We start from the raw sequence: 24,065 nt of genomic DNA, 5'->3' as shown, positions 1-24,065 counted from the left end.
CCCCGCGCGTCAGGCGGTCGGCGTGGCGGACACCTCCGGGGAGAGGGCGGACTCCAGGCCGTCCTCGTTGAGCGTGGCGACGGCGTAGTAGTACGCGGTGCCGCCGGTCAGACCCCGGTCGATGTACTCCGTACCGCTCGTGACCGTGGTGAACTCCGCGTTCTCCTTGGTCACCCGAGGGCTCGTGGCGCGGTAGACGCGGTAGCCCGTCACGCGGGACTCGTCGCTGCCGAACGGGGCGGCGGACCAGCCGAGCCGCACGCTGCCCGCACCCGGTGCGACGTCGTGGATGTACGTGGCGCCCGGCGGCCGCGGCTCCGTGTACGCCGGCTTGACCGACGCCGAGGCGGGGGAGCGGACGGAGTGCTGGGACGTGGCGACGACGGCGTAGTAGTGGTGCCGGTCGTCCTCGCCGACCGTGGTGGTGTACTCCTTGCTCGCCGTGCCGGCCAGGCGGTTGGCCGGGTCGGATGTGTCGACCGGGGAGGTCTTGGAGCGGTAGACGGTGTACGAGGAGACCGGCACGTGCGGACTCTGCGACCACGACAGCGTGAGCCGCTTGCCCACCAGCCGGGCGCTGCCGAGAGAGGGAGCCTTGGGCGCGGTGGCGGCGGTGACGGTCCTGGTGCCCGTCACGGAGTTCGACGCCTCGGACTCGTTCCCGGCGGCGTCGACACCGCGCACCTCGTACGAGTAGGTCAGACCCGGGTCGCCCTTCGTGTCGCGGAAGGTCAGCGAGGTCGTCGAACCGACCTTGACCCGGGCGGCGCTCGGGGACTCGGCGCGGTACAGCACGTACTTCACCGAGTCCGAGTCGCCGGTGCGCCACGTCAGCGTCACCCCGCGCTCGTCCTGCCGGGCGCGGGTGAGGTCCCGCGGCGCGAAGGGAGCGACGGTGTCCCGTGTGCCCCGCAGGGGTTCGGTGTAGGGCGAGACGTGTCCGGCGCCGTCCAGGGCGCGGACCCTGTAGGCGTACGCGACATCGGGGTCGGCGGTCTCGTCGGCGTAGGAGCCGGTGGGCACGGTGGCGATCAGTTCGTACGGCCCGGTCTCGTCGGGCCCGGTCCCCTCGGCCTCGGCGCGGTGGACCTCGTAGGCGGTGGCCGCGGAGAGGGGGCTCCAGGAGAGGGAGACCGCATCGCGCCCGGAGTCGACGCGGAAGCCCTCGGGCGCGTCGTACAGGGGGTTCTCCGGCTGGTCCGGGTCGTCGTCGGCGCGGACGGCGGAGCCGGGGGTCGTGGCGGGCGCGGCGGCATGGGCGGTGCCGGTGAGCCCGAGGGCGAGGACGACAGCCGCCGCGGAGGCGACGGCTGCGGGTCTGAGGTGACGGCGTCGAGACACGGCTGGCGTTCCCTTTCCGGTGAACCGCGTACGGGCGTACGGGGATACGGGGATGCAGTCGTGGGGGGAGGTGCTGCTGCTGTGCAGTTGTACCGCTGTGCTGTCGTGCTGCTCTGCTGTCGTGCTGCGGGGGGCAAGGCACTGTAGCCGTTCATGACCATGCGGGGGGAGGCGGCGCGCGCCGCGGCCGGCCGAAGGGTCACACGGTGCTGCCGCCTGCCGCCAACTCCCGCGCCGCCGACGGGAGAAGGGCACGGCAGGGGCGGTGCGGGCGCGGACGTGACGCCGGTGCCATAATCACCGGACCACCTGCCGCCTCACCCGCAGCGCCCGCCACCGGTTCGGTGGAACACGGCCGGCGATCTCGTACACGCTGGAGTCACGCATGACGTCACGGTCTTCCGCAAGCCGCATCGACACGAGCAAGGCCCACCCGGCGCGCGTGTACGGCTGGCTGCTGGGCGGCAAGGACAACTACCCGGTCGACCAGGAAGTGGCGGAGAAGCTGCCGCCGGAGGCGCGGCTCAACGCCCTGCGCAACCGGGCGTTCATGCACCGCGCGGCGGCATGGCTGGCGGGGGCCGGCGTCGACCAGTTCCTCGACATCGGGACGGGCATCCCGACCGAGCCGAATCTGCACCAGATCGTGCAGGGCATCGTGCCGTCGGCGCGGGTCGCCTACGCCGACAACGACCCCATCGTGCTGCGGCACGCCGAAGCGCTGCTGGTCAGCAGCCCCGAGGGCGCCACCGACTACATCGAGGCCGACGTCCGCAGGCCCGCCGCCATCCTCGACCACGCGCGCACGTTCCTGGACTTCACGCGGCCCGTAGCACTGTCCATGATCGCGCTGATGCACTTCGTCACCGACGAGGAGCACCCGTACGGCCTCACGCGGACGCTCGTCGACGCCCTGCCGTCGGGCAGCCACCTCATGTTCTCCCACGGCACCACCGACGAACACCCGCACCTGGTGACGTCGGTGACGAAGACCTACCGCGAGGGCGAGATCCCGCTGCGCATGCGCACGCGCGCCGAGGTCGAGCCGTTCTTCGACGGCCTGGAGCTCCTGCCCCCCGGCCTGGTCACGGCGACCCGGTGGTACAAGGACACCCCGGCGCCCGCCGAGGAGCCGAGCGGTTTCTACGTCGGCGTCGCGCGCGTGCCCTGACCGGGCGGTGAGCCGCCGGTCCGGCTACGCGGCGGCGGTCAGCCGCTCCAGTTCCTCCCCGATCGCGCCGCGCAACGCGTCGTGCCGCGCGGCCAGGGCGTGGCGCTCGTCGTGCCAGTGCTCGCGCCCGTAGAGCCACACCGGCCGGTGGACGAGGCCCGGCGGCTCCCACTCGTAGCGCGGCCACACATGGGCGTGCAGGAAACCGTCGGTGTTGCCGAGGATCTCCAGGTTCACCCTGCGGAAGGCCGGGTCGGAGTGCCGGCAGGCACGCTCGACCGCCTCGCCGAGCGCGTCCATGTCCGACAGGAACGACAGCCTCCGCGCCTTCGGCAGCTCGGACAGGCGCTGCACGCGCGGATCGTCCACGAGCAGCACCGAGTACCCCGGCAGGAACTGGAGGTCCCCCATCGCCGCGAATCCCGCCCGCAGCCGGCGCAGCACGGTGGGGTTCTCGCCGCGCAGCGCGCTGCCGATCCGGTCGGTACGCCAGTCGTCCGTCATGACGGCAACCTGGCGCGGCGCGCGGGGTAAACCAGCGCGGTAGGCCGATGTCCACCCGCGGCTGTATGCCGCGGCGAGGCGGTGGCGATAGCGTCGGACGGCCGTCGGACAGGGGCGGCTGCGGCGGTGCCGACCTGCTGGTTCCGGTCCGGGAGACATCGATCCGAGGGGTGGCCATGCGGTGGTGGAGGTCCGGGACGACGTGGCGTGTGGCGACCGCTCTGATCGGCGCTCTGGCGCTCTCCGCGGCTTCGCCCGCGGTCGCATCGGCCGCCGGGGGGCCGGCCACGGCTGCCCCGGCGGCCGTGAGCTGCCCGGACATCGGGTCCGGTGACTCCGACGGGCTGGACATGCGGTACTGGCGGCCCTCGCCCGACGGTCTCGTCTGCGAGGCGGAGTTCACCACCGACGCGCTGTTCACACCGCGCGGGCCCGGTGCGCCGCAGATCGACCCGGTGCGCAAACCCGTGCGCGTCCGGGTCCACCTGCCCGCGGGATACGACCCGTCGGCCGACTATCCGGTGCTGTACCTCCTCCACGGCGGTGCCGCCGATCACGAGCAGTGGAGCAGCGGCGGCGGCGACGTCACCCGCAGCGTCGGACGAGCCGGCTTCCGGGGCATCGTCGTGATGCCCGAGGGCGGCAAGGTCGGTTTCTACTCGGACTGGCACGGCTCCACCTACGGCAACTTCGCCCCGCTGTGGGAGACCTTCCACATCACCCAGCTGGTGCCCTGGATCGACGCGCACTTCGCCACCTCCGGGGAACGGGCCGTCGCCGGCATGTCGATGGGCGGGTACGGCGCGCTGAAGTACGCCGCCCGGCATCCCGACGTGTTCAGCGCCGTCGGCGCCTTCTCCGGCGGCACGGACATCCGGCGCCCCGACCACCAGCAGATCGTCGGCAACGGCACCACCGTCTACGGGGCCCGGTTCGCGTGGCACGGCGCGGGCGGCGACGCGGGGAACTACTGGAAGTACCTGCTGCCCGGCAACCCCGATGCCCTGGGCCGCACCGAACTGGTCCTCGGCCCGCGGTCCGGCTGGCCGTCGTTCAACCCGGCGCAGGTCGCCCAGAGCCGACCCGACGCGTACCGCTCGTACCAGGGGAAGCTGGCGCTCTACGCCGGCCGGGCCGAGGACCCCTACGCGTGGAACAACGCGCTCCACACGACGCTGGAGCAGCAGAACGTCTCCCACCGCTACTGTTCGGGACCCGGCGGCCACGACTTCGCCACCTGGACGCCCGCGCTCGAACACTTCCTGCGCTTCGCCTTCGCCTCCGGGGCCACCGCCTGCCCCGACGGCACCGGCTGGCGGCAGGAGCCCTGAGCCACGGCTGGTGCCGGCACCGGAGCCGCGTCGGCTATCCCGGCTTCGAGGGGGCGGTCCGTGTGCGGTGGCGTGGCTTGTTCTGGCGCGGGGGGCGGGTCAGGGTGATCTGCCGGACGAGCTGCTGGAAGCAGGCGAGGGCGGCCAGGGCGGGCAGGGCCGCCGCCGCCGCCTCGACCGGGGCGCGCGGCGCCTGCGCGACGCACAGGAGCATGGAGACGGTGGAGAACAGCAGCACGACCGCCCAGGAGTGCACCGCGCGGCGCCGGTGGAGCGCGGCACGCAGGATCGACAGCGAGGCGACCATCCAGGGGCCGTAGACCAGCAGGGGCCACCAGCCCACCGCGGTGGCCGAGGTGCGGTACTGGGCGAGGTGGCGCAGGGGGTCGTAGCTCACGATGCCGCCGAAGACGCACACCATGGAGACGACGACGGCGGCGAGCGCGGCGAGGAAGAAGCTGGTCGTGCGCAGCGCGCCGAGCTTCCGTGCGCGCGAACGCGAGCGGGAACGCGAACGGCGACGGCGGCGGGCCGGGGTGGGGCGCAGCGGGGGCAGCTCACTGGTGATCCTGGTGAGACCGGCGAGCCGGTCGTCGCCGAACTCCTCGCAGACGGGTGCTTCGGGTTCGTGGTCCGGCGAACAGGCGCTGTTCCGCTCGTCCTTGATGGCCTCGTGCAACAGGTGGGCGAGTTCCTCCGCCGGGTCCCAGTGCACCTCCAACGGGTCCAGCCGGCCGGGGGCCGACTGCTCCCAGGCCGGGGAGTGACCGGCTGCCGCCCGGTTTCCGTTGGCCGGCCCCTGGGCGGGCCCAGGACGGCTGTGACGGCCCCGCGTCTCATACATGGGCGACCTGCGGCCGTGAGGCGTGGGAGTGGACGCCGCACCCTTTGGGGGTGCTCGCCAGAATGGTGAAGTGGGCCTCGATCAGGCCGAGTTCGGCAAGCAGGTCTTCAAGGAGCTTGGCGGAATACCGCAGATCGACTCTTCGGAATTCGTCCTGCAACGTCGCGCTGAGGTGGTCGGCTGGGGCCGGGGTGAAGACCCAGGTGCCCATGCGGACCGCGGATGCCGCACCGCTCATCGTGCCGGCCAAGAGGTGCCCTGAAACATACGTTGGCCTTGCTGTGGTCATATCCCGTCCAACGGACCCGCGTGAGGGAAGATGCGTGGCAAACGGGTGGCCGACAGGTCGCATTGTGCGTCTGTCGGTCTAATGATTATTGGTTCCGACGGTCGACCCGCCGCGGGCCCGCCCACCCGGTGTACGCACGGTCGCCGGGACGGCCCGTTCACCGGGGAATCGCTCGTCCCGCCACGGGATGGCGCACCATGGACGCGAAGGGCGGCACCGCCCGCCAGGACGCGCCGGCGTCGGCGCCGAGGGGGAGGAGAGACGGTGAGCGGACGACGACCGGAGGCGAAGGGCACGGCCGCCGCGATGCGGGAGGCGGCGCACGCGCTGCTCGCCGTACTGGACCCGGCTCAGACGCGCGAGCTGCGCGCGGGCCCCGCCCGGCTGGACGCGCCCGAGCTACGGCAGTGGACGTACCTGCCGGGCCCGCGCCCGGGGCTGCCCACGGAGGCCCTCGACGCCCGCGCGCGTGAGGCCGTCGACGCCCTGCTGGCCACGGCGCACAGCGCGGCCGGTGCGGAACTGGCACGCGGGGCGATCGAAGTGGAGCGCCACCGCCGCGCCCTGGCCGGCGCCACCGGCGGGGACCGCTACTGGGTGCGCCTGCTGGGCGACCCGGACGGCGGCGGGCCGTGGGGCTGGCGGATGAACGGCCACCACCTCGCCGTACACGTCACGGTCACGGCGGCCGGTGTCCGGGTGACACCGCACTTCATCGGCGCGGAGCCGGCGCGCGTCACGGACGGCCCACGGGCAGGTCGCCGACTCCTGGGACCGGAGGAGGACCTGGCGCGGGAGCTGGTCACGGATCTGGACGGCGGCCGCCGCGCCAAGGCGGTCTTCGCCGCGGCTCCGCCGGACGACATCCTGACCCGCGACGACCCCTTCGCCGATCCGGGCCGGCTGCCGGCGGGCCTGTCGTACGCCGACATGACGGCCGGCCAGCAGGCGGTGCTGGAGAGCCTGGTGCGCCGCTACCTGGACCGGGCACCCGCGGCATACGCGCGGGAGTGCTGGTCCGGCACCGTGGCCCAGGGGCTGGACGCCCTGTCCTTCGCCTGGGCCGGCGGCCGCGCATTCGGGGACCGGCACTACTACTGCGTTCACGCCCCGGATTTCCTCATCGAGTACGACCACACCCAGGACGACGGCAACCACGCCCACTCGGTCTGGCGCCACCGACGCCACGACTGGGGCGCCGACCTGCTCCGGGCGCACTACACGGAACAGCACGGCTGACGCCCTGACGCGGCGGGTGACCGGATGCACCGGACCGGTTTGACCTTGACACGGTGACAAGGTCTTCGCTGTCGCCCCAGGAGGTGGTCTCGATGACGATCACGGAGCAGGGGCAGGACACGGGTGCGGGTGCGGGTGCGGGATCGGGTACGGACGCGGAGACGGTACGGGCGCTCCGCGGACTGGAGGACGGGCGCGCGTCCGTGCGGCTGCGGGCGGCGCTGGCGATCGGTTCGACGCCTGATCCGCGCTACGTCGACATGCTCGTCGAGCGGTGCGCGGTCGAGCCCGAGTTCTCCGTCCGCGACATGCTGACCTGGGCGCTCACCCGCCATCCGGTGTCCCGCACGCTGCCCGCGCTGCTCGGCGAGGTCCGCTCGGAGCGTGCGCAGGCGCGGAGCCAGGCGCTGCACACGCTGTCCAAGCTCGGCGACCCGCGGGCATGGCCGGCCATCACACGGGAGGTGCTGTCCGACGCCGACGTCGAGGTGGCGCGCAGCGCGTGGCGGGCCGCGGTCGTCCTCGTGCCCGAGGGCGAGGAGCCCGCCCTGGCCGCTGAGCTGGTGACGCAGCTCGGGCGCGGGGAGCGGGGGACGCAGTTGAGTCTCAGCCGGGCGCTGGTGGCCCTGGGCGAGGTGATCGTGCCGGCGCTGCGTGCTGCGACGATGGCCGATGACCCGCGCGTGCGCACGCACGCGCTCGCCACCCGGCAGCTGCTGCGCGACCCGGAGGCCGGATTCGGGTTCGCGGTCGAGGAGGCGAAGCGGATCGTGGCCCTCGGCGGCTCGGGCGGTGAGGGACACGGGACTGACCAGGAGGGACGGTAGGGCGTGTTGATCGGTGAGGTGGCGCGGCGGTCCGGGGTCAGTGCCCGCATGCTGCGGCACTACGAATCACTCGGGCTGATACGGCCCTCCGGCCGGACGGGCTCCGGATACCGGCAGTTCTCCGAGGACGACATCCGGCGGATCTTTCACATCGAGAGCCTGCGCTCGCTCGGGCTGTCGCTGCGTGAGATCGGGCGCGCGCTCGACGACCCCGGCTTCACGCCGTCGGCGCTCGTCGGCGACCTCGTCCACCGGACGCGCGAACGCATCGCCGCCGAGACCGAGCTGCTGACGCGGCTGCGCCGGATCGATGCCGCGGAGCCCGCCCGCTGGGAGGACGTCCTCCAGGTCGTCGCGCTGCTCCAAGCGCTGGGTTCGAAGAGCCCCGACGCACGCCAGCGCGCGGCCCTCTCCACGGCCGACGGTCCCCCTCTGCCGGTGGAGGCCCTGGTCGAGGCCGCGCTGAGCGAGACGGAGCCGAACGTCGCGGGCACCCTTCGATGGGCCCTCGCACGCTCGGGCGACGGCGTCACGGCGCTGCTGGCGGAGGGGCTCAGCTCACCGGTGGCCGCGGTGCGCGGGCGCGCGGTGCAGTGCCTCGCCGAGATGCCGGGCGACGAGACCACCGCGCATCTGCGCCGGGCCCTCGCGGACCCCGACGCCGTGGTGCGCGGATGTGCCGCCCTGGCGCTCGGTGCACGAGGGGTGGACGGTGCGATTCCGGCGCTCGTCGACATGATCGTGGCGGGCAGGAACGACACCGACGCGGCGGACGCGCTGAGCGTGCTGGCGGGCGACGCCGGGACGGCGGACCGGATCGCGGTCCGGCTCGTCGACCGCCTGGCCCACGGCGCCACCGGGGCGTCCGCGCGGGGCAGGCTGACGCAGGCGCTGGGTTCCGTACCGGGGGCGACGGCGGCGCGCGCCCTCGCGGACCTGACGCACGACGAGGACCGAGCGGTCGCGTTCACGGCGACGTACCTGCTGCGCTCGCGCGACGCGTCCTGACGCGCCCGTGAACTGCGGGGGCTCCGGCAGCTTCGCCCCGTTGACCACCCGGGGCGCACGATGCTTGGGTGGCGCCGGGTGAGCCGGGCCGGAAGCCGCGACCGGATCGCACCCACCTGGAGGGCCCGTCATGGAGAGCGTTCCGCACCCCCGCACCGGCGGGAGCTGTGGCGGACCGGTGCGCTCGCCGCGGCGGCTACGGCATGTGCGGCCGCAGGGACGAGTACGAACCGGGCGCGGCCGTGGCGGAGTGACCGGCACGGGGAACGCGGGAAATGCGGGGCACGGCGCCCGCTGAACGGTCCGCGCGGGGGTACACGGCCGGCATGGCATCCAAGACCGCTCGCGTGACATCCCCGAGGGCCGTACGGCAGCTGCGCAGGGTCCGCGCCTTCTACCTGGTGGCCGCCCTGCTGTGGGCGGCGACGACGGCGTGGACGGGCCGGCAGTCCGCGGGGAGCCGGGAGATGTGGCTGTCCGCCCTCCTCCTGGCCGTCTTCTCCGCGCTGCTGCTGGCCGCTTCCGTGTGGCTGCGGCGGCTTCGGCCCGCGGACCCGGCCGGGCCCGCGCACCGTACCGCGACGCGGGCGGCGACGCCCCGCCGGTCGCACGCCTGACGGGGCGCGCCCGGCGGGGCCGCGGGTCAGATCACGCCCTGGGCCAGCATCGCGTCCGCCACCCGCTCGAAGCCCGCGATGTTCGCGCCCGTGACGTAGTCGCCGGGGGAGCCGTAGCGCTCGGCGGTCTCGTGGCACGTGGTGTGGATGTCGTTCATGATGTGCGTCAGCTCTTCCTCGACCCGGTCCGCCGTCCATGACGTACGGGCGTGGTTCTGCGCCATCTCCAGGGCGCTGACCGCGACGCCGCCCGCGTTGGCCGCCTTGCCGGGGCCGAACGCGACACCGGCCTCCTGGAACAGGCGCACCGCCTCGGGGGTCGACGGCATGTTGGCGCCCTCGGAGACCGCCTTCACACCGTTGCGGATGAGCGTGGCGGCGTCGGTGCCGTCCAGTTCGTTCTGCGTGGCCGACGGCAGCGCGATGTCGGCGGGGACCTCCCAGACGCGCCCGCCGGGCACGAAGCGGGCCGAGGAGCCCCGGCGTTCGGCGTAGGTGTCGACGCGTCCGCGCTCGACCTCCTTGACCTGCTTGAGGAGGTCGAGGTCGATGCCCTTCTCGTCCACCACGTAGCCGGAGGAGTCCGAGCAGGTCACGGCGTTGGCACCGAGGGCGGCGAGCTTCTGGATGGTGTAGATCGCGACGTTGCCGGAGCCGGAGACGACCGCCGTGCGGCCCTCCAGGTCCTCGCCGCGCTCGCGCAGCATCGCCGCCGCGAAGAGGACGTTGCCGTACCCGGTGGCTTCCGGACGGATCAGGGAACCGCCCCAGCCCTGGCCCTTGCCGGTGAGGACACCGGCCTCCCAGCGGTTGGTGATGCGCCGGTACTGGCCGAAGAGGTAGCCGATCTCGCGCCCGCCGACGCCGATGTCGCCCGCGGGAACGTCCGTGTGCTCGCCGATGTGCCGGTGCAGCTCCGTCATGAACGACTGGCAGAACCGCATGACCTCCGCGTCGCTGCGGCCGTGCGGCTCGAAGTCGCTGCCGCCCTTGCCGCCGCCGATGCCGAGACCGGTCAGGGCGTTCTTGAAGATCTGCTCGAAGCCGAGGAACTTGATGACGCCGAGGTTCACCGACGGGTGGAAGCGCAGACCGCCCTTGTAGGGGCCGAGCGCGCTGTTGAACTCCACCCGGAAACCGCGGTTGACCTGGACGCGACCCCGGTCGTCCTGCCACGGCACCCGGAAGAGGACCTGACGCTCGGGCTCGCACAGCCGCTCGATCAGGCCGGGCTCGGCGTACTCGGGGCGGGCCGCGACGACCGGCTCCAACGTCTCAAGGACCTCGTGTACGGCCTGGAGGAACTCCGGCTGGGCCGGATTGCGGTGTTCGATCTCCGAGAGCAGGTGCGCGAGCGTGGTCTTCGTATCGGGTCGCGTGGTCAAAAAAGGAGGCCTTTCTGGCACGGCTGGCACCGGCGATCCGGTGCAGGGCGCGGCTCACCGCGGTTCAGCCCGTCGGGACGCTCGGCGCCGTTGCCGTGCGCGGGACACTCAAGTGTTACGCGCATGTAAACATACGGACCGCTGTTCGGGTCCAGAGTACGACCACTATGCGAGACCGGGCCGCGCGGGAGGCGGCCGGGCCGGATGGTGACGGGAAGCGGCCGGGCCGGTCAGTGAGACGTGGTCCAGTGCGGCGCGGTCCGGGTCCAGCGTGCCTCCCAGTCGGCCAGGTTGCGCCGGCGCAGGCCGAGCGCGGCGGCGCCGTAGGCGGCGGCACCCGCGACGGCGACGGCCAGGAAGGCGATGACCGCCCAGCCCATGGCGCGGCTGCGGATCTCGTCGGCGGACATGGGCGCCCCGGTGACCGCTCCCCGGGCGTCGGCCCAGACGCCGACGGTGCTGCCCCGGCTCAGCCCCGGCAGGACGTCGGCCTCGGCGGTACGGGTCTCCCCGTCGGGGGCCGCGTAGCGGACAGTGACCGGATAGCGGGCCTTCTTCGCCTCGTCGGAGCCCGGCTCCGGGTGGCGCGGGGCGTCATGGGTGAGGGTGGCGTCAAGGAGATGCCGGGTCTGCGCCTGCTGCTCGGCGACGGCGCGGTAGTGCGCGAGGGCGGCGTCCTTGGCGGCGAACGCGGCGGCCAGACCCAGCACGGGAGCGAGCAGCAGCAGCGCCAGGGCGGTCCAGCCCTGGATGCGGTCGGTGCGCCTGTACAGCGGGTTGCGCCGCCAGCGCCACAGCGACAGGGGGTGCACCGGCTCGTGCCGCCCGGAAGCGGGGGACGGCTGCTCGGAGGGCATGACGCCGGACACGGTGGTTCCCCTTCCGGTGACGGGATGGTGGGGTGGTGAGGTGGCGGGCACTGCGGGGGCCACGGGCCGGTGGAGCGGCACCGGCCCGTGGCGGTGGGGACGGGCTCAGAGCCTGTGTCATAACCTCGGTCGGATCAGCGTGCGTGCCAGGCGTCGCAGGCCCGGCCGGGGTTATGACACAGGCTCTCAGCGGGACAGCGGGCCACGGCCGGGCGGGGACACCGTGCCGTGCGAGGGGTGGGCGTGCGCGGCCCGCAGGATCTTCGCGGCGCCGCGGATGGCGGCGGTGTGCGGTGCGGCGACGGCCCGCAGCGGCGCCTGGAGGCCGGTGATGAGCCGCCGGGCGAGGTCGGGCCGCAGGGCGCCGCCCCCGGCCAGCAGGGCTCCCCGGCTCAGCGCGTCCGCCGTGACCGGCGTGCGGTCCTGGCGGAGCATCGACGTGATCATGGCCGTGACGGCTTCGCCGATCTCCGCCGAGGTGTGGGCGGCCGACAGGTCGGTCGTGCCGAGGGCGGTGCGGCGGGCGTCGAAGACGTCGCCGTCGACCAGCAGGACGACCTCGGTGAGGTGGGCGCCGATGTCCACCACGAGCAGCGGGCGTTCGAGGTCGGCCTCCGCCGCCAGCGCGATCGCCCGCGCGGAGGGCACGGTGATCACCGAGCGCGGGCGCAGCACCTGCACCGCGGCACGGGCGCGCTCGCGGTAGAGGGGGCCGTCGAGGACGGGCGTGGTGACGACCACCAGCGGGCGGGTGAGGCGCGGCAGGCGGTCACCCAGCAGACGGTCGAGCATCCGGGCCGTCCCGGGCACGTCCACGATCGCGCCGCGCTGGATCGGGTACGCGGCCCCGGCTCCGGGAAAGGTGATCGTGGGCACGTCGAGGATCGCCTTGCGGCCGGAGATCCAGGCGCGGGTGCGCGCGCTGCCCATGTCGAGGGCGAGACCGCAGCACTGCCGGCACAGCGGCCAGGGCCGGTGCCTGCCGAGGAAGGCGGGGCGGCCCCGGCGCACGGCGGTCACGGCTGCGCCTCCCGTACGTGCTGGCACCGTCCGCAGTAGCGGGCCTGCGGCACGATCATCAGGCGTTCGCGCTCCACGGGGCGCCGGCACAGGTGGCAGGTGCCGTAGCGGCCCTCGGCGATGCGCCGCAGCGCCGCTTCGACGTCGGCGAGGACCATGCGGGCCGAGGCCGCGAGCTTGTCCCGCACCTCGGCCCGCGCGGCGGAGCACCGGTGGCCGCCGGCGGAAGAGGTCGCGTCGATCTTCCGCAGCTGCTCCCGGCGGAAGAGCAGCTGTTCGTGCAGGTTCTCCTGCAGTGCGGCGAGGTCTTCGGGCGGCAGGTGCGCGGCTCGGTCGCCGATGGTCTGATGGTTCACCACTTCACCCCTCACGCAGGGCGGGATACGAAGGCGGGACGGTGGGCCTGCGGCCGTGTCAGGCCGAGGCGCGGCGCTGGCAGGTGACGCAGTACCGGGTGTACGGCAGGATCTCCAGGCGCTCGGCGGGGACGGGCGCGGAGCAGCCGAGGCAGGCGCCGTAGGAGCCGTCCTCGATGCGGGCGAACGCCTCGTCGATCTCCTTGAGGACCCGGCCGATGGCCTCCGCCTGAGCGGACATCAGGTGGTCCTCCGCGCTCTGGCCCGTCTCGTCGAGGGCCTGCAGCTGCGCCAGGCGGCTGCTGCGGGCGTGTTCGAGGCGCTGGCGCGCGTCGTGGGCGGTCAGCCCCGCGGAACGGGAGCCGGTACGGGAGGTGTCGAGGGTCACGGGAGGGTCCTTCCGACGGCCGCGGGGCCCGAGTGACGGGCCCCAGGGCGCAGCGATGGCCGCCCGGTACGGACGAACGCTCGGCGGACCCCGAGCGCCGGCCGTTCCGGGCGGCCTGGTCACCTCCGACTCTGCTCCTCGGCGCCGCCGAAACCCATCGGGCGCAGGCCCCATTAACCGGGGGTCGCGATACCCATGAGCAGCCGTACGCGGCCCCTGAACGCCTCGGATATGGTGATCTCAGCCCCTCGACGGCACGCACACTGCAAGGCAGCATGAGCCTCAAGAGGCGCGAATCGAAGGCTGTGTCCTCCGCGCCCCACGGCGTGCGGTACCCATCGGCCGGAGCGGAACAAGCCCGCCCCCCTTACGCAGAGGAGCTGTCCCGGTGTCACTGTTCGGGCGGATCTTCGGGCTCAACGCCCTGGTACTCGGCGCCGCGACGGCGCTGCTGCTGTGGGCGCCGGTCACCGTCTCCGTACCGGTGCTCCTGACCGAGGCGTTCATCCTGGTGGGCGGCCTCGCCGTCATGCTGGTCGCCAACGCCGCCCTGCTGCGCTGGGGCCTGTCCCCGCTGGGCCGGCTGACGAAGCTCATGACCACCGTCGACCTGCTGCGCCCCGGGCAGCGGCTGCCCGTGCCCGGCGCGGGCGGCGGCAGCGAGGTGACCGAGCTGATCCGCACCTTCAACGCCATGCTCGACCGCCTCGAACACGAGCGCGCCACGTCCAGCGCGCGGGCGCTGCTCGCCCAGGAGGCCGAACGGCGCCGCATCGCCCAGGAACTGCACGACGAGGTCGGGCAGAGCATGACCGCGATCCTGCTGGTGCTCAAGCGGGCCGCGGACGACGCCCAGGAGCCGCTGCGCGGGGAACTGCACCAGGCCCAGGAGATCACCCGGGACAGCCTGGACGAGGTCCGCCGGCTGGTCCGCCGGCTGCGGCCCGGCGTCCTGGACGACCTCGGGCTCATCAGCGCGCTGACCTCCCTCACGCAGGACTTCGCCACCCACGCGGGGCTCTACGTGGCGCGCCGCTTCGACACCGATCTGCCCGCCCTCGCCCCGGAGACCGAGCTGGTGCTCTACCGGGTCGCGCAGGAGAGCCTGACGAACGCGGCCCGCCACGCCGAGGCGAGCCGCGTCGAGGTGAGCCTGCGGCGCGTCGGGGACGCGGTGGAGCTGGAGATCGCTGATGACGGCCGCGGCATCGAGGCCGCCTGCGAGGGCGCCGGAATCCGCGGCATGCGCGAACGGGCCCTGCTCGCCGAAGCCACCTTGGACCTCACCTCGAAGCCCGGCTCCGGCACCCGCATCCGCCTCACCGCCCCGCTCCCGGGAGCCGGTGCCACGCCCCCGGTCGGCGGACGCCCCACCCCGTCACACCACACGGGCGCCCCCCGAAGCGACCTCCCGGTCCCGGGACGTGGCACCGGCTCCCTGGAGGGTGGCTCGTCGGTCTCGGGGCGTGGCGGCGGCTCTCTGGAGGGTGGCTCGTCGGTCTCGGGGCGTGGCACGGGCACCCAGGGAGGTGCCCTTCCGGCCCCGGGGCGTGGCGCTGGCGCCCGGGGCGGTGATCTCCCGGCCCCGGGGCGTGGCACCGGCGTCCAGGGCAGCGACCGCAGCGGTCGTCCGGCCCCGGGGCATGGCCCGGGCATCGCGGCAGGGGCCCCTCCGGTTCCGGGATGTGGCGTCGGCTCCCCGGTAAGTGACCTGCCGGTCGCGGGACATGGCCCAGGCTCCCTGGGCAGTGGCCCCCCGGTCCCGGGGTGTGACGCCGCGACCCCGGAGAATGTCCCGGCCCCGGCCACCGCGGGCAGCGGCACCCCGACCCGGGGGAACGTCACGCCGCTTCCGGAAGGTACCGCCCCTCCGCTTCCGGAAGGTACCGCCCCTCCGCTCAGGAAGACCCCCTCATGACCGACCCCGCCCAGCCCCCTGAACCCACCACGGCATCGGCGTCCTGCGTCGACGCCGTGCGGCCCATCCGCATCCTGCTGACCGACGACCACGCCCTCGTACGCCGTGGGGTCCGTTTGATCCTCGACCGGGAGCCGGACCTCCAGGTCGTCGCCGAGGCCGGAGACGGTGCCGAGGCCATCGAGGCGGCCCGCGGCCACGACATCGACCTGGCCGTCATGGACATCGCCATGCCGCGCCTGACCGGGCTGCAGGCCACCCGCGAACTGGTGGCGCTCAAGCCGGGCCTGCGCGTCCTGATGCTGACCATGCACGACAACGAGCAGTACCTGTTCCAGGCGCTCAAGGCCGGCGCCTGCGGATACGTGCTGAAGTCGGTCGCCGACCGCGACCTCGTCGCCGCCTGCCGGGCCGCGATGCGCAACGAGCCGTTCCTCTACCCCGGCGCGGTCACCGCCCTGATCCGCAGCTACCTGGAGCGGGTCAGGCACGGCGAGGAGAACCCCGACCAGCTCCTCACCCCGCGCGAGGAGGAGGTCCTCAAGCTCGTCGCCGAGGGCCACTCCTCCAAGGGCATCGCCGAGATGCTCTTCATCAGCATCAAGACCGTGCACCGCCACCGGGCCAACCTGCTGCACAAACTCGGCCTGCGCGACCGCCTGGAACTGACGCGCTACGCCATCCGCGCCGGCCTCATCGAACCCTGATCCCGGCGCGGAGCGCCGAGGCCGTCATCGCCGCCTACGGGACGGGCTGGTCGGCATCGGCGGACGACCCCGCCAGGAAGCCTCAGACATGCTTGCCGGCGGGCAGGAAGTGCGTCTCGGCCTGGACGCGCGCCCGTAGCGCGGAGCCGTAGGGGCAGTCCGGCGCCAGGTCGTCGAGGAGGGCGCAGGCCTCTTCGCGCAGCGCCGACAGGCGTGCGTGATACGGCCGCAGGACCTCGGGCGCGGTCATCATGGCGCGCAGCCGCTCCCGGTCGATGGCCGAGGAGGGGGCTTTCCGCAGGAAGGCCAGAGCCTGTTGCAGGCCCTGGCCGGAGAGGCAGTCCAGCAGGTGGACGAGCAGGTAGGTGGGTGTCCGGTTGCGCAGATCCTCGCCGGGCCCGTCACGCAGGTCGTCCTCGTCGTTGCGGAACTGCGCCAGCATGCCCAGGATCTGCCCGAAGCGGTGCCAGGCCGCGACGCGTTCGGTACCGGAATCGGTGAGGCTCGCCGTGCCGGTGGCCAGCCGGGCGGCCATCGCGCAGGCCATGGCGTAGATGGCCCCGCTCTTGTCCCGGTAGACGTCGAGGATGGCCTGCGGGGTGGCCCGTTCGGGCTCTATGAGGAGGTCGCCGAGCTGTCCGTTGCTGGCAGCCGTCCAGCCGTGGAGGTAGGCGCCCACCAGCTCGTCGCGTACGTGCTCCGGCGCGTCCACGGCGGCCAGGGCCCGCAACGGCAGGGCGTATCCGCACTCCAGAGCCGCGGTCAGGGCGGCGCCGCGGGAGATCCCGTACAGGTGGGGGGCGGCGTCGCGGTCGGCGATGTCGTCGAAGGTGTTGGCGGCACGCCACCACAGGGCGTGCGCGGCGGCGACCGGGACGGCCGGCGCGGGATCGCCGGTCATGGCGCCGTGCACCAGGAACGGCAGGGAGTGTTCGAGAGGGGAAGCCCTTCCGTGCGCCACGAGCCGGCTGACGGAGGACTGCAACTGGGCGTGCTGGGGCGGGTAGGCGTCGAGGAGTTCGGCGACGTACTGATGTACGTGGGGCAGGCTGCGGGCCAGGGCGGCCTCCGCGGTGGCGGACGACGAAGCGGCTACGGGTAGCTGGTCGGGGAGCAGATCTGCCTCCGTGATGTAGTGCGCAGGCCGGGGCGGGAATCCATGCGCCGGCGGGGACGGGTGGGCGCGGCGGTTCCTGAGTGACCGCCCATGTGGAGGGTGCCCAGTTCGGCGCGGGCCCCACTCAGCACCGCTTGACCAGCGGAGCGCGCGCCCGGCTCACGGCGCGGGTGACTCGGGCCGCGCCCGGAGGGGGGAGCGCGCGATGCGCGCCGCGTGGCTCACTTGGGCGGGTACGTGAGCGGGGCGCACCTCGGCGGGGTGCGGGGCGGCCTCACGGGCGTGGAGTCGACGGACGGCGCCCGCTGACCCACAGCGTCAGGACCACCGAGCACACGGCGGCGGACGCACACCACGTCGAGATGTACTCCTGCCGCCACAGGGTGAACGACACCGCGGCCCCCGCGGCGACGAGGACGCCGAACAGGACCAGACCCCGGTCGCCGGACAGGAGCAGGGAGCCGATGGTGGCGACGAGGTAGCCGAGCACGGTCAGCTCGGGTCGCGGCAGCCCCAGGGAGTACCCGACGGTGTGCCCGCGGATCTCGGCGGACACGGTGCGGCTCGCGAGCGCGTGGGCGAGCGCCGCCGCCGTCGCGACGCCGGCCACCAGCGGCGGGAGCAGGCGGCGGCGGGCGCCACGCGGCGCGGCGCACAGCACGGCCACCGGTACCCACAGGGCAAGGAGCGGCAGCGCGATGACGGCCCAGGCGAGCGTGGCGGGTCCGGTGCCGCCGTCGCGGTGCCAGACCACGGCCTCGACGATCTGATGGACGCCCAACAGGAGCGGCAGCGCGGCCAGCGGCAGGTCACGGGGGCGGCGGGCCGCCAGGGCCACCGAGACGACCCCGACGGCCGCGATGCCCGCGCCCGCGGCGAGGTCGGCCGTCGCGCTCCAGCACATGGCGGCAACGCTACGGCGGTCCCGGCGCGGCAGCGCGCCGGGCACCACCGAACGGCCGCGGAACCGTCACCACGGAGCCGTGGCCGCCGATTCATCCGGCTGCGGCGACGCGGCCGAGCAGTACGACGAACAGCCCGCACCCCGGCCGGCTTCCACCAGCGGTGCCCGGCTCACCATCCGGGTGGCCCAGGGGCCCCGCACATCGGAGTCCTCGGCCCCGGCGGTCGGCATCTCCGCGAACGCGCGGCAGGTGCCGGCCCGGACACCACCCCGCGGCGCCATACAGGCCCGCGGCCGTCAGCCGAACCGCAGGACGCGGGGCGCGAAGGTGGACCCGGGGCCGGCGGCCCGGCCGACCGACCACACCGTCTCCGTACCCGGCACCGGCGCCAGCCGGAGCACCGCGGAGTCGCCCTCCCCGGCCACCTCCGGTTCGCTGCACTCGGCGAAGGACCGGCCGTTCCAGGCGAGGAAGTCCGGTCCCGGGACGAGCGGGGGAGTACTGCCTGGCGGGCCCCACTTCTGCGAGCGGGACACCGAGACCCAGCCCAGTCCACCGGACGGGCCGGGGGCCAGCGAGCTGATCGAGCCGAAGTCGGCCGGCACGTTCACCCGGCTCCACGACTGCCCGTCGAACCGGACGAGGAGGGGCGGGATCGGCTTGCCCACCGGGCCGCCGACGAAGCCCGACGTGCCCCCCGCCCACACCTCCGTCGGCGAGACCGCGAGCACGCTGCCCACGGCCGCCCGCGGGAATCCGTCCACGATCGTCTGCTGCCACGCCGTCCCGTCGAAGTGCGAGACGGCCGCACCCGCGTGGGTGTCACCCGCCGCCCAGACGTCGTCCCCGGCCAGGATGTGCAGGCCGTACACGGCCCCCGGCGGCACCGGCAGGTCACGCCAGCCGCGCCCGTCCCTGCGCAGCAGCACCTGAGCGCCGTCCCGCGAACCGATCAGCCAGGTCTCACCGCCGCCCGCGACGACTCTGGTCAGCGCCACGCCACTCGGCGGACGGCTCTCGTGCCAGGCTTTGCCGTCGAAGCGCAGCAGACGGGCACCGCCCGCCGCGTCCCGGCCCACCGACCAGGCCGCCCGCGGCGAGGTCGCGGCGATGGACAGCAGCTCGCCCTGCCAGTCGACGCCGGGCAGCTTCTGGCGGTGCCAGGCGGTTCCGTCCCAGCGCAGCATCAGCGGGTAGCCCGGCGCCTCGCGGCCCACGGCGTCGGTGCCCACCGCCCACGCCCGGCCGGGGCCGAACGCCACGGCTTCGTTCAGCCCGGCCTGCGGGCGTACCTGTGCGGGGACCGGAACGTGTTGCCAGGACATCGTGTCCGCCGCGGCCGGCACCATGGCGGTCACCAAGGCCATGGCGGCGGCGAGGACCGCGACGAGAAGTCGGCGTGCCATGGTCAGCCTCCCAGGCGCTCGCTCATCACGTTGGGTTTCGACCCGTAGATCTCGGCGGTCCCGAAGGACAGCAGCGCGGACCCGGCCCTCGCCAGGGCACGCGGCTTGACGTCGATCGCGTTCGCGCGGGTCGGGCCGTACGAGAAGGTGGTGCGGGAACCGTCGATCCGTGCGTACTTCGACTGGAAGGCGCGGTCGCTGCGCACCGGCAGCCACAGCGCGCCGTCCGGGCCGCGCGCGATGGCCTCGGTGTACGTGTCGCCCAGCGGCGGGTAGGTGGTGCGCCAGTCGTCCCCGGCGCGCCCGGACCAGGTCATGAGGTAGGTACGGGGCGCGCCGTCGCCGTACTGGCTGCCGCCGATCGTGACCCGGCCGGAGGGTTCGACCAGGATCGTGTGCATGTTGCTGTTCGGCGGCAGCGGCACCTTCGCGTCCCGCCACGCCGTGCCGTCCCAGCGCAGGACCATGGTCCCCTCGGCGGCGTCCGCCCAGGCCCAGGCCTCGTCGGGGGTGCGCGCGGTGATCCCCATGAGGAAGTGCACTCCGTCCGGGGTGGGTTGCTCCGCCCAGCCGGAACCGTCGTGACGCAGCACCTTGAGCCCGGTGTCGTCCTCACCGACCACCCAGGCCGCACCCTGCACCGCGGCGAAGTCCTGGTAGGTCCGCAGGGTCCGCGGCAGCGGGAGGGCGCTCCACCCGTCCGCCGACCGGCGCAGGATCTGGCCCGTCCCTTCGTGGTCGTGGAGAATCCACACCTCGTCGCCGACGAACTGCACCTTGCCGAGCCAGCCGAGTCCGGCGGCGCCGGGGAAGGCCGTGTCGCGGCTCCACTCGGTCCCGTCCCACCGGTACAGCATCGGCCGCAGCCCGTCGGCTGCGTGCTCGTACCCGCTCGCCCACGCTTCGTCAGGGCCGCGGGCGCCGAGATCGGAGACCGTCACCAGCGCGGACGCCGGGGGCACGGGCAGTGCCGACCACCGGGGCCTCGCGGCTTCGGCCCGCGGCGCGGTCGCGGAGGACGGGGCGGCGAAGGACGGTGACACGACCGCGGCGCAAGCGAGCACGAGACAGACGACAACCGCACGGAGACCGTTCACGAGACCCCCACAGCACGAAGGGCGCAGAGCTTATCGACGTCCCCCACAGATGAACAGGCTTCGGTCCGGCAGGAATCGGCACGGTTCCCGTGCCGCGCGTTGTCCGCGAACCACCCCGAAATTGTCCGTGATCGGTAACAGACGCATCCCTTGCCCGGCGCGTCTCGTCCTGCCAGGTGGTCGCGGGGCGACCGGGGAAAGTGGCGAGGCACTGCGTGAAAAGGGGCGGACATGGCACGGCACGGCGGCGGGCGCGGCTGGTACGGCAAGATGGTCGGAGCGGCTCTCGGGGTGACGATCCTCGCCACGGGTGCTTCCGTGTGGACCGCGCAGGCCGGCGGCACCGATGACGCGCCCCCGAGGGCGACCGCGCCGAGCAACGCCGTCAAGCCGGTCGACGCGACCATCGCGCACGCGTCGGAGGCGGGAAAGCGCGGCATCAACATCACCATCGACGACGGCCCCGACCCCAAGTGGACCCCCGTCCTCCTCGACCTGCTGCGGGAGCACGAGGTGAAGGCCACCTTCTGCATGGTGGGGGCGCAAGCCGAAGCCCATCCCGACCTGGTCAAGAAGGTGGTCGCCGCCGGCCACCGGCTGTGCGACCACTCGGTGTCGCACGACACCGCCATGGACAAGCGGTCCGGGGCCTACCAGTCGAAGCAGATACTCGACGCCGAGCGCATGATCACCAAGGCGTCGGGCGGCGTACGGCCGATGTACTACCGGGCGCCCGGCGGGGCGTTCACCCCGCACAGCCGGCAGCTCGCCGCGTCCCGGGGAATGCGCCCGCTGGGCTGGAACGTCGACACCAAGGACTTCGAGCTTCCGGGCACGGACGCCATCGTCGCCACCGTCGAGCGGGAGCTGCCGAACGGCCCGACCCTCCTCTTCCACGACGCGGGCGGCGACCGCACCCAGACCGTCGAGGCCCTGCGCCGGCTCCTGCCCCGGCTCAAGGAGCAGGGCTACGTCTTCGGCTTCCCCGTGCGCTGAACGACCTGGGGACCTCATGGGCGGCAAGCACCTTGCCGCCCATTTTTCATGCCCGGCGAGGCCCGGTTCGCCCTGGTACGACCCAACCGCGTTTTCCGCCAAGACGTGAATGGTGCTAGCGTCATTAGCATCATGTTGCTGAGATTGAACGTCGCGGACACGAGTCCCCTCCATGAACAAGTGGCGGGCTCGATCCGGCGCGCCATCGCCGAGGGCGAACTCGCCCTGGGCGACAAGTTGCCTCCGGCACGGGACCTCTCCCAGGTGCTCGGGGTGAACGCGAACACGGTGCTGCGCGGCCTTCGGACCCTGCGCGACGAGGGCGTACTGGAGTTCCGGCGGGGCCGGGGCGTGACGGTGGCCGGTGGAGCGGACCAGCGTGCGGTGCTGCTGGACCGCGTCCACGAACTCGTCGCCGACGCCGCGCGCATGGGCTACGGCAAGACCGAACTCATAGAAATGATCAGGGGGACCTCGTGAACGAACGCAAGAGGCGTGTGGGCGTGGCGACGTGGAGTGCCGCCGGCTGGTCGGCCGGGGTGCTGCTGCTCCTCGCGGGAGCCCCACTCGCCGCGAGAGGGCGGCTGCCGGAGCGGGTGGCGACGCATTGGGGCGCCGGGGGCGAGCCCGACGGCTCCATGCCCCTGTGGGCGGCGGCGGTCCTCCCCGCGCTGATCTGGGCGGTGCTGGTGGCGGTCGCGGCCGTGGCCCGGCTGCGGGCGGACGACCGGACGGGAGCGGCGGCCCGGGGGTGGACCGGCGCCACTCTGCTCTCCGCGGGCGTCTTCCTCATGGGCGGTCAGGCGGCCGTGGTGCGGGCCAACGTGGACCGCGAGCACTGGCGTGAGGCCGGTTCGGTGTCCGGCTGGATCGTGGCGGCCCTCGTCGCCGCCGTCACGATCGGGCTCGCCGCCCGGCTGATGACCCGGCGGGACACCGCCGCGGGCGAACAGGCGGCGCCCGGACCGGAGTTGAAGATCCCCGCCGGTCAGCGCGTCGTGTGGTTCTCGCGCGCGTCGAACCGGTGGCTGCACCTGATGTCCCTCGTGACCGGCCTCCCGGCCGTGGCGGCCGGCGTGGCCGCCGCGGCCGGCCTGACGCGACCGCACTGGTCGTTGATCGTCCCCTTGGGCCTCGCCTCGCTGGCGGTCCTGTGCTGCTCCTCGGTGCGGGCACGGGTCAGCGACAGGGGCCTCGAAGTCTCCTTGGGACCGTTCGGCCGGCCGACCCGGCGGTGGGCGCCCGAGGACATCGAGTCGGCCCGCGCCGAGAACCGCGCCCCGGCGCAGGTCGGCGGCTGGGGATACCGGCTGAACGGCCTGGGCACCACGGTCATGCTGCGCGGCGGCGAGTGCCTCGTCGTCCGGGCCAAGGGCAAGGACTTCGCGGTGAGCGTGGACGACGCGGAACGCGGCGCCGCGCTGCTGAACTCCCTGACCGCCAGGGCCGCGTCCTGAGACCCGCCGGGCGGGGCACGGCGAGCCCGGGCGGCCGAGCCGCCCCGGAGCCGGCCGCCCCGCCCGTCCCTCCCTAGGGGCGAGAGCGGCGGTAGGGACGGAAGAACGCGCGCAGTTCCCGCGCGTACAGCTCCGGCTGCTCGAACGGGGCGAAGTGGCCGCCGCGTTCGGGCTCGCTCACGTACGCGAGGTTCGTCGTGCGCGCCAGCCACGCCCTCGGCGGACGGACGACGTCGCCGCGGAAGAGCGAGAAGCCCGACGGCACATCGACCCGTCGGGTCAGTCGCGCCGGGTCGATCGCGGCGTTCGCGTGGTACATCCGCATCGACGAACCGATCGTGCCGGTCAGCCAGTACAGCGTCACCGCCGTGAGGATCTCGTCCCTGGTGTAGACGCTCTCGATGTCGCCGCCGCAGTCGCTCCACCCGCGCAGCTTCTCGACGATCCACGCGGCGAGCCCGACGGGCGAGTCGGTCAGCCCGAACGCGGCGGTCTGCGGCTTCGTGCGGTGCAACGCCCCGTACGCGCCCTCGCTCGCCCCCCAGGCCCCGGCACGCTCGATCCACTCCCGCTCCTCCGCCGTCAGCTCCGCCGGATCACCGCTGAACACGGGCAGCCCGGCGTCCGTGCGGTGGACCGCCACGACCCGGTCGGGATGGTCGAGGGCGAGGTAGCGGCTGACGTGGCTGCCTATGTCGCCGCCCGCCGCGCCGAACCGCTCGTAGCCGAGCGTCGCCATGAGGTCCGCCCACAGGCCGGCCACGTCGACGGAGCTGAGCGGCGGTCCCGCGGGGCGCTCGGAGTAGCCGTAGCCCGGTATGTCGGGCACGACGACGTCGAACGCGTCGGCGGGGTCACCGCCGTGCGCGCCCGGGTCGGTGAGCAGCGCGACGACCTTGGAGTAGCGCCAGAACGAGTCCGGCCAGCCGTGGCAGAGCACGAGCGGCAGCGCACTCCCGTGCGGGGCGGCGGCCCGCGCGTGCACGAAGTGGACGCCGAGGCCGCCGACGCGCGCGCGGAACCGGGGCAGCAGCGCCAGCCGCGCCTCCTGGGCGGCCCAGTCGAAGCCGTCCGCCCAGTAGCCCGCGAGGTCACGGAGGTAGGCGGCATCGGTGCCCAGGGTCCAGCCCGCGCCCTCGGGCGCGTCGGGCCAGCGGGTGGCGCGCAGACGGGCCCGCAGGTCCTCCAGGGCGGCCGGACCCGCCCGCGGCGCGAACGGCTCGGGGCGGGACGCGGGCACGTCGGCGCCGGTGGCGGTGTCGCTCGTCATGCG

The 24,065-nt window shown here is 73.8% G+C and carries 24 protein-coding genes and 1 pseudogene; 11 read left to right on the top strand and 14 right to left on the bottom strand.

Translation table 11 applies throughout. The annotated features are described in order from the left end of the window. Positions 1-9 precede the first annotated feature (9 nt). Positions 10-1,341 carry a hypothetical protein gene (locus AB0I16_RS11640; protein WP_363249126.1) on the bottom strand — a complete coding sequence of 444 codons (1,332 nt, stop codon included), beginning with the start codon at positions 1,339-1,341 and terminating at the stop codon, positions 10-12. 385 nt (positions 1,342-1,726) lie between these two features. On the opposite strand from AB0I16_RS11640, the gene AB0I16_RS11635 reads away from it, so the two are divergent. Next, complete coding sequence (locus AB0I16_RS11635; protein ID WP_363249125.1) at positions 1,727-2,512, top strand: SAM-dependent methyltransferase; 786 nt, start codon at positions 1,727-1,729, stop codon at positions 2,510-2,512. Positions 2,513-2,536: 24 nt separating this feature from the next. Here the strand turns inward: AB0I16_RS11635 and AB0I16_RS11630 are convergent, their stop codons facing one another. Then, positions 2,537-3,016 (bottom strand): diadenosine tetraphosphate hydrolase, encoded by a 480-nt coding sequence (locus AB0I16_RS11630; RefSeq protein ID WP_363249124.1) that lies wholly within the window; start codon positions 3,014-3,016, stop codon positions 2,537-2,539. Positions 3,017-3,225: 209 nt separating this feature from the next. Here AB0I16_RS11630 and AB0I16_RS11625 point away from each other — a divergent pair, with 209 nt between their 5' ends. Then, positions 3,226-4,347, top strand: coding sequence for an alpha/beta hydrolase-fold protein (locus AB0I16_RS11625; RefSeq protein ID WP_363249123.1), 1,122 nt, complete (start codon positions 3,226-3,228; stop codon positions 4,345-4,347). A gap of 34 nt (positions 4,348-4,381) precedes the next feature. Here the strand turns inward: AB0I16_RS11625 and AB0I16_RS11620 are convergent, their stop codons facing one another. Beyond that, positions 4,382-5,062 (bottom strand): DUF2637 domain-containing protein, encoded by a 681-nt coding sequence (locus AB0I16_RS11620; RefSeq protein WP_363249234.1) that lies wholly within the window; start codon positions 5,060-5,062, stop codon positions 4,382-4,384. A gap of 121 nt (positions 5,063-5,183) precedes the next feature. Then, positions 5,184-5,441: a hypothetical protein gene (locus AB0I16_RS11615; protein WP_363249122.1), complete on the bottom strand. Its 258-nt coding sequence runs from the start codon at positions 5,439-5,441 to the stop codon at positions 5,184-5,186. Positions 5,442-5,744: 303 nt separating this feature from the next. On the opposite strand from AB0I16_RS11615, the gene AB0I16_RS11610 reads away from it, so the two are divergent. The 4 genes from AB0I16_RS11610 (at position 5,745) to AB0I16_RS11595 (ending at position 9,171) form a co-directional block, all read left to right on the top strand. Beyond that, a complete protein-coding gene (locus tag AB0I16_RS11610; RefSeq protein ID WP_363249121.1) occupies positions 5,745-6,719 on the top strand; it encodes a DUF3500 domain-containing protein in 975 nt (324 codons plus the stop codon). Positions 6,720-6,811: 92 nt separating this feature from the next. After that, positions 6,812-7,546 (top strand): HEAT repeat domain-containing protein, encoded by a 735-nt coding sequence (locus AB0I16_RS11605; protein ID WP_363249120.1) that lies wholly within the window; start codon positions 6,812-6,814, stop codon positions 7,544-7,546. 3 nt (positions 7,547-7,549) lie between these two features. Beyond that, positions 7,550-8,554, top strand: a complete 1,005-nt coding sequence (locus tag AB0I16_RS11600) for a MerR family transcriptional regulator (protein WP_363249119.1) — start codon at positions 7,550-7,552, stop codon at positions 8,552-8,554. Between the two features lie 326 nt (positions 8,555-8,880). Further along, entirely contained in the window at positions 8,881-9,171 is a 291-nt protein-coding gene (locus AB0I16_RS11595; RefSeq protein ID WP_363249118.1) for a hypothetical protein, read from the top strand. Positions 9,172-9,197: 26 nt separating this feature from the next. Here the strand turns inward: AB0I16_RS11595 and gdhA are convergent, their stop codons facing one another. The 5 genes from gdhA to AB0I16_RS11570 form a co-directional block, all read right to left on the bottom strand. Next, positions 9,198-10,556, bottom strand: a complete 1,359-nt coding sequence (gdhA, locus tag AB0I16_RS11590) for an NADP-specific glutamate dehydrogenase (protein WP_363249117.1) — start codon at positions 10,554-10,556, stop codon at positions 9,198-9,200. A gap of 230 nt (positions 10,557-10,786) precedes the next feature. Further along, positions 10,787-11,425, bottom strand: a complete 639-nt coding sequence (locus AB0I16_RS11585; protein ID WP_363249116.1) for a hypothetical protein — start codon at positions 11,423-11,425, stop codon at positions 10,787-10,789. 186 nt (positions 11,426-11,611) lie between these two features. Continuing rightward, the gene (locus tag AB0I16_RS11580) at positions 11,612-12,445 is read right to left on the bottom strand and encodes a rod shape-determining protein (RefSeq protein ID WP_363249115.1); all 834 of its coding nucleotides are present in this window, start codon (positions 12,443-12,445) and stop codon (positions 11,612-11,614) included. After that, positions 12,442-12,804, bottom strand: a complete 363-nt coding sequence (locus tag AB0I16_RS11575) for a TraR/DksA C4-type zinc finger protein (protein ID WP_363249114.1) — start codon at positions 12,802-12,804, stop codon at positions 12,442-12,444. Before AB0I16_RS11575 ends, AB0I16_RS11580 begins: the two co-directional genes overlap by 4 nt. Before the next feature lie 55 nt (positions 12,805-12,859). Beyond that, a complete protein-coding gene (locus AB0I16_RS11570) occupies positions 12,860-13,189 on the bottom strand; it encodes a TraR/DksA C4-type zinc finger protein (protein WP_363249113.1) in 330 nt (109 codons plus the stop codon). A gap of 388 nt (positions 13,190-13,577) precedes the next feature. Between AB0I16_RS11570 and AB0I16_RS11565 the strand changes: the two are divergent. Further along, a pseudogene (locus AB0I16_RS11565) lies at positions 13,578-14,525 on the top strand (histidine kinase); the annotation flags it as partial. A gap of 578 nt (positions 14,526-15,103) precedes the next feature. Next, entirely contained in the window at positions 15,104-15,814 is a 711-nt protein-coding gene (locus tag AB0I16_RS11560; protein ID WP_363249112.1) for a response regulator transcription factor, read from the top strand. A gap of 82 nt (positions 15,815-15,896) precedes the next feature. Here AB0I16_RS11560 and AB0I16_RS11555 read toward each other — a convergent pair whose 3' ends face one another. The 4 genes from AB0I16_RS11555 to AB0I16_RS11540 all read right to left on the bottom strand — a co-directional run bounded on the left by AB0I16_RS11555 (position 15,897) and on the right by AB0I16_RS11540 (position 20,339). Further along, the gene (locus AB0I16_RS11555) at positions 15,897-16,715 is read right to left on the bottom strand and encodes a hypothetical protein (RefSeq protein ID WP_363249110.1); all 819 of its coding nucleotides are present in this window, start codon (positions 16,713-16,715) and stop codon (positions 15,897-15,899) included. 490 nt (positions 16,716-17,205) lie between these two features. Continuing rightward, positions 17,206-17,835 (bottom strand): DUF6629 family protein, encoded by a 630-nt coding sequence (locus AB0I16_RS11550; protein ID WP_363249109.1) that lies wholly within the window; start codon positions 17,833-17,835, stop codon positions 17,206-17,208. Between the two features lie 297 nt (positions 17,836-18,132). Continuing rightward, positions 18,133-19,242, bottom strand: a complete 1,110-nt coding sequence (locus AB0I16_RS11545) for a hypothetical protein (protein ID WP_363249108.1) — start codon at positions 19,240-19,242, stop codon at positions 18,133-18,135. A gap of 2 nt (positions 19,243-19,244) precedes the next feature. Then, positions 19,245-20,339, bottom strand: coding sequence for a hypothetical protein (locus AB0I16_RS11540; RefSeq protein ID WP_363249107.1), 1,095 nt, complete (start codon positions 20,337-20,339; stop codon positions 19,245-19,247). A gap of 231 nt (positions 20,340-20,570) precedes the next feature. Here AB0I16_RS11540 and AB0I16_RS11535 point away from each other — a divergent pair, with 231 nt between their 5' ends. The 3 genes from AB0I16_RS11535 (at position 20,571) to AB0I16_RS11525 (ending at position 22,792) form a co-directional block, all read left to right on the top strand. Next, on the top strand, positions 20,571-21,335 hold the full coding sequence (locus AB0I16_RS11535) for a polysaccharide deacetylase family protein (RefSeq protein WP_363249106.1): 765 nt from the start codon (positions 20,571-20,573) through the stop codon (positions 21,333-21,335). 132 nt (positions 21,336-21,467) lie between these two features. Further along, positions 21,468-21,815 carry a GntR family transcriptional regulator gene (locus AB0I16_RS11530; protein WP_363249105.1) on the top strand — a complete coding sequence of 116 codons (348 nt, stop codon included), beginning with the start codon at positions 21,468-21,470 and terminating at the stop codon, positions 21,813-21,815. Beyond that, complete coding sequence (locus AB0I16_RS11525; RefSeq protein ID WP_363249104.1) at positions 21,812-22,792, top strand: DUF1648 domain-containing protein; 981 nt, start codon at positions 21,812-21,814, stop codon at positions 22,790-22,792. Before AB0I16_RS11530 ends, AB0I16_RS11525 begins: the two co-directional genes overlap by 4 nt. A 73-nt stretch (positions 22,793-22,865) precedes the next feature. Here the strand turns inward: AB0I16_RS11525 and AB0I16_RS11520 are convergent, their stop codons facing one another. Further along, entirely contained in the window at positions 22,866-24,062 is a 1,197-nt protein-coding gene (locus tag AB0I16_RS11520; protein ID WP_363249103.1) for an epoxide hydrolase, read from the bottom strand. Positions 24,063-24,065: the final 3 nt, after the last annotated feature.

Origin of the sequence: Streptomyces sp. NPDC050703, assembly GCF_040654435.1 — a bacterium.
Lineage (GTDB): Bacteria > Actinomycetota > Actinomycetes > Streptomycetales > Streptomycetaceae > Streptomyces.
Note: the sequence above shows the minus strand (reverse complement) of the source record. Positions and strands in the feature narration are given on the sequence as shown.

Coding starts and splice junctions, on each gene's coding strand:
- AB0I16_RS11560 (WP_363249112.1), top strand. CDS start 15,104: ATGACCGACCCCGCCCAGCCCCCTGAACCCACCACGGCATCGGCGTCC.
- AB0I16_RS11530 (WP_363249105.1), top strand. CDS start 21,468: ATGTTGCTGAGATTGAACGTCGCGGACACGAGTCCCCTCCATGAACAA.
- AB0I16_RS11555 (WP_363249110.1), bottom strand. CDS start 16,715: ATGACCGGCGATCCCGCGCCGGCCGTCCCGGTCGCCGCCGCGCACGCC.
- AB0I16_RS11635 (WP_363249125.1), top strand. CDS start 1,727: ATGACGTCACGGTCTTCCGCAAGCCGCATCGACACGAGCAAGGCCCAC.
- AB0I16_RS11535 (WP_363249106.1), top strand. CDS start 20,571: ATGGCACGGCACGGCGGCGGGCGCGGCTGGTACGGCAAGATGGTCGGA.
- AB0I16_RS11605 (WP_363249120.1), top strand. CDS start 6,812: ATGACGATCACGGAGCAGGGGCAGGACACGGGTGCGGGTGCGGGTGCG.
- AB0I16_RS11520 (WP_363249103.1), bottom strand. CDS start 24,062: ATGACGAGCGACACCGCCACCGGCGCCGACGTGCCCGCGTCCCGCCCC.
- AB0I16_RS11595 (WP_363249118.1), top strand. CDS start 8,881: ATGGCATCCAAGACCGCTCGCGTGACATCCCCGAGGGCCGTACGGCAG.
- AB0I16_RS11545 (WP_363249108.1), bottom strand. CDS start 19,242: ATGGCACGCCGACTTCTCGTCGCGGTCCTCGCCGCCGCCATGGCCTTG.
- AB0I16_RS11550 (WP_363249109.1), bottom strand. CDS start 17,835: ATGTGCTGGAGCGCGACGGCCGACCTCGCCGCGGGCGCGGGCATCGCG.
- AB0I16_RS11630 (WP_363249124.1), bottom strand. CDS start 3,016: ATGACGGACGACTGGCGTACCGACCGGATCGGCAGCGCGCTGCGCGGC.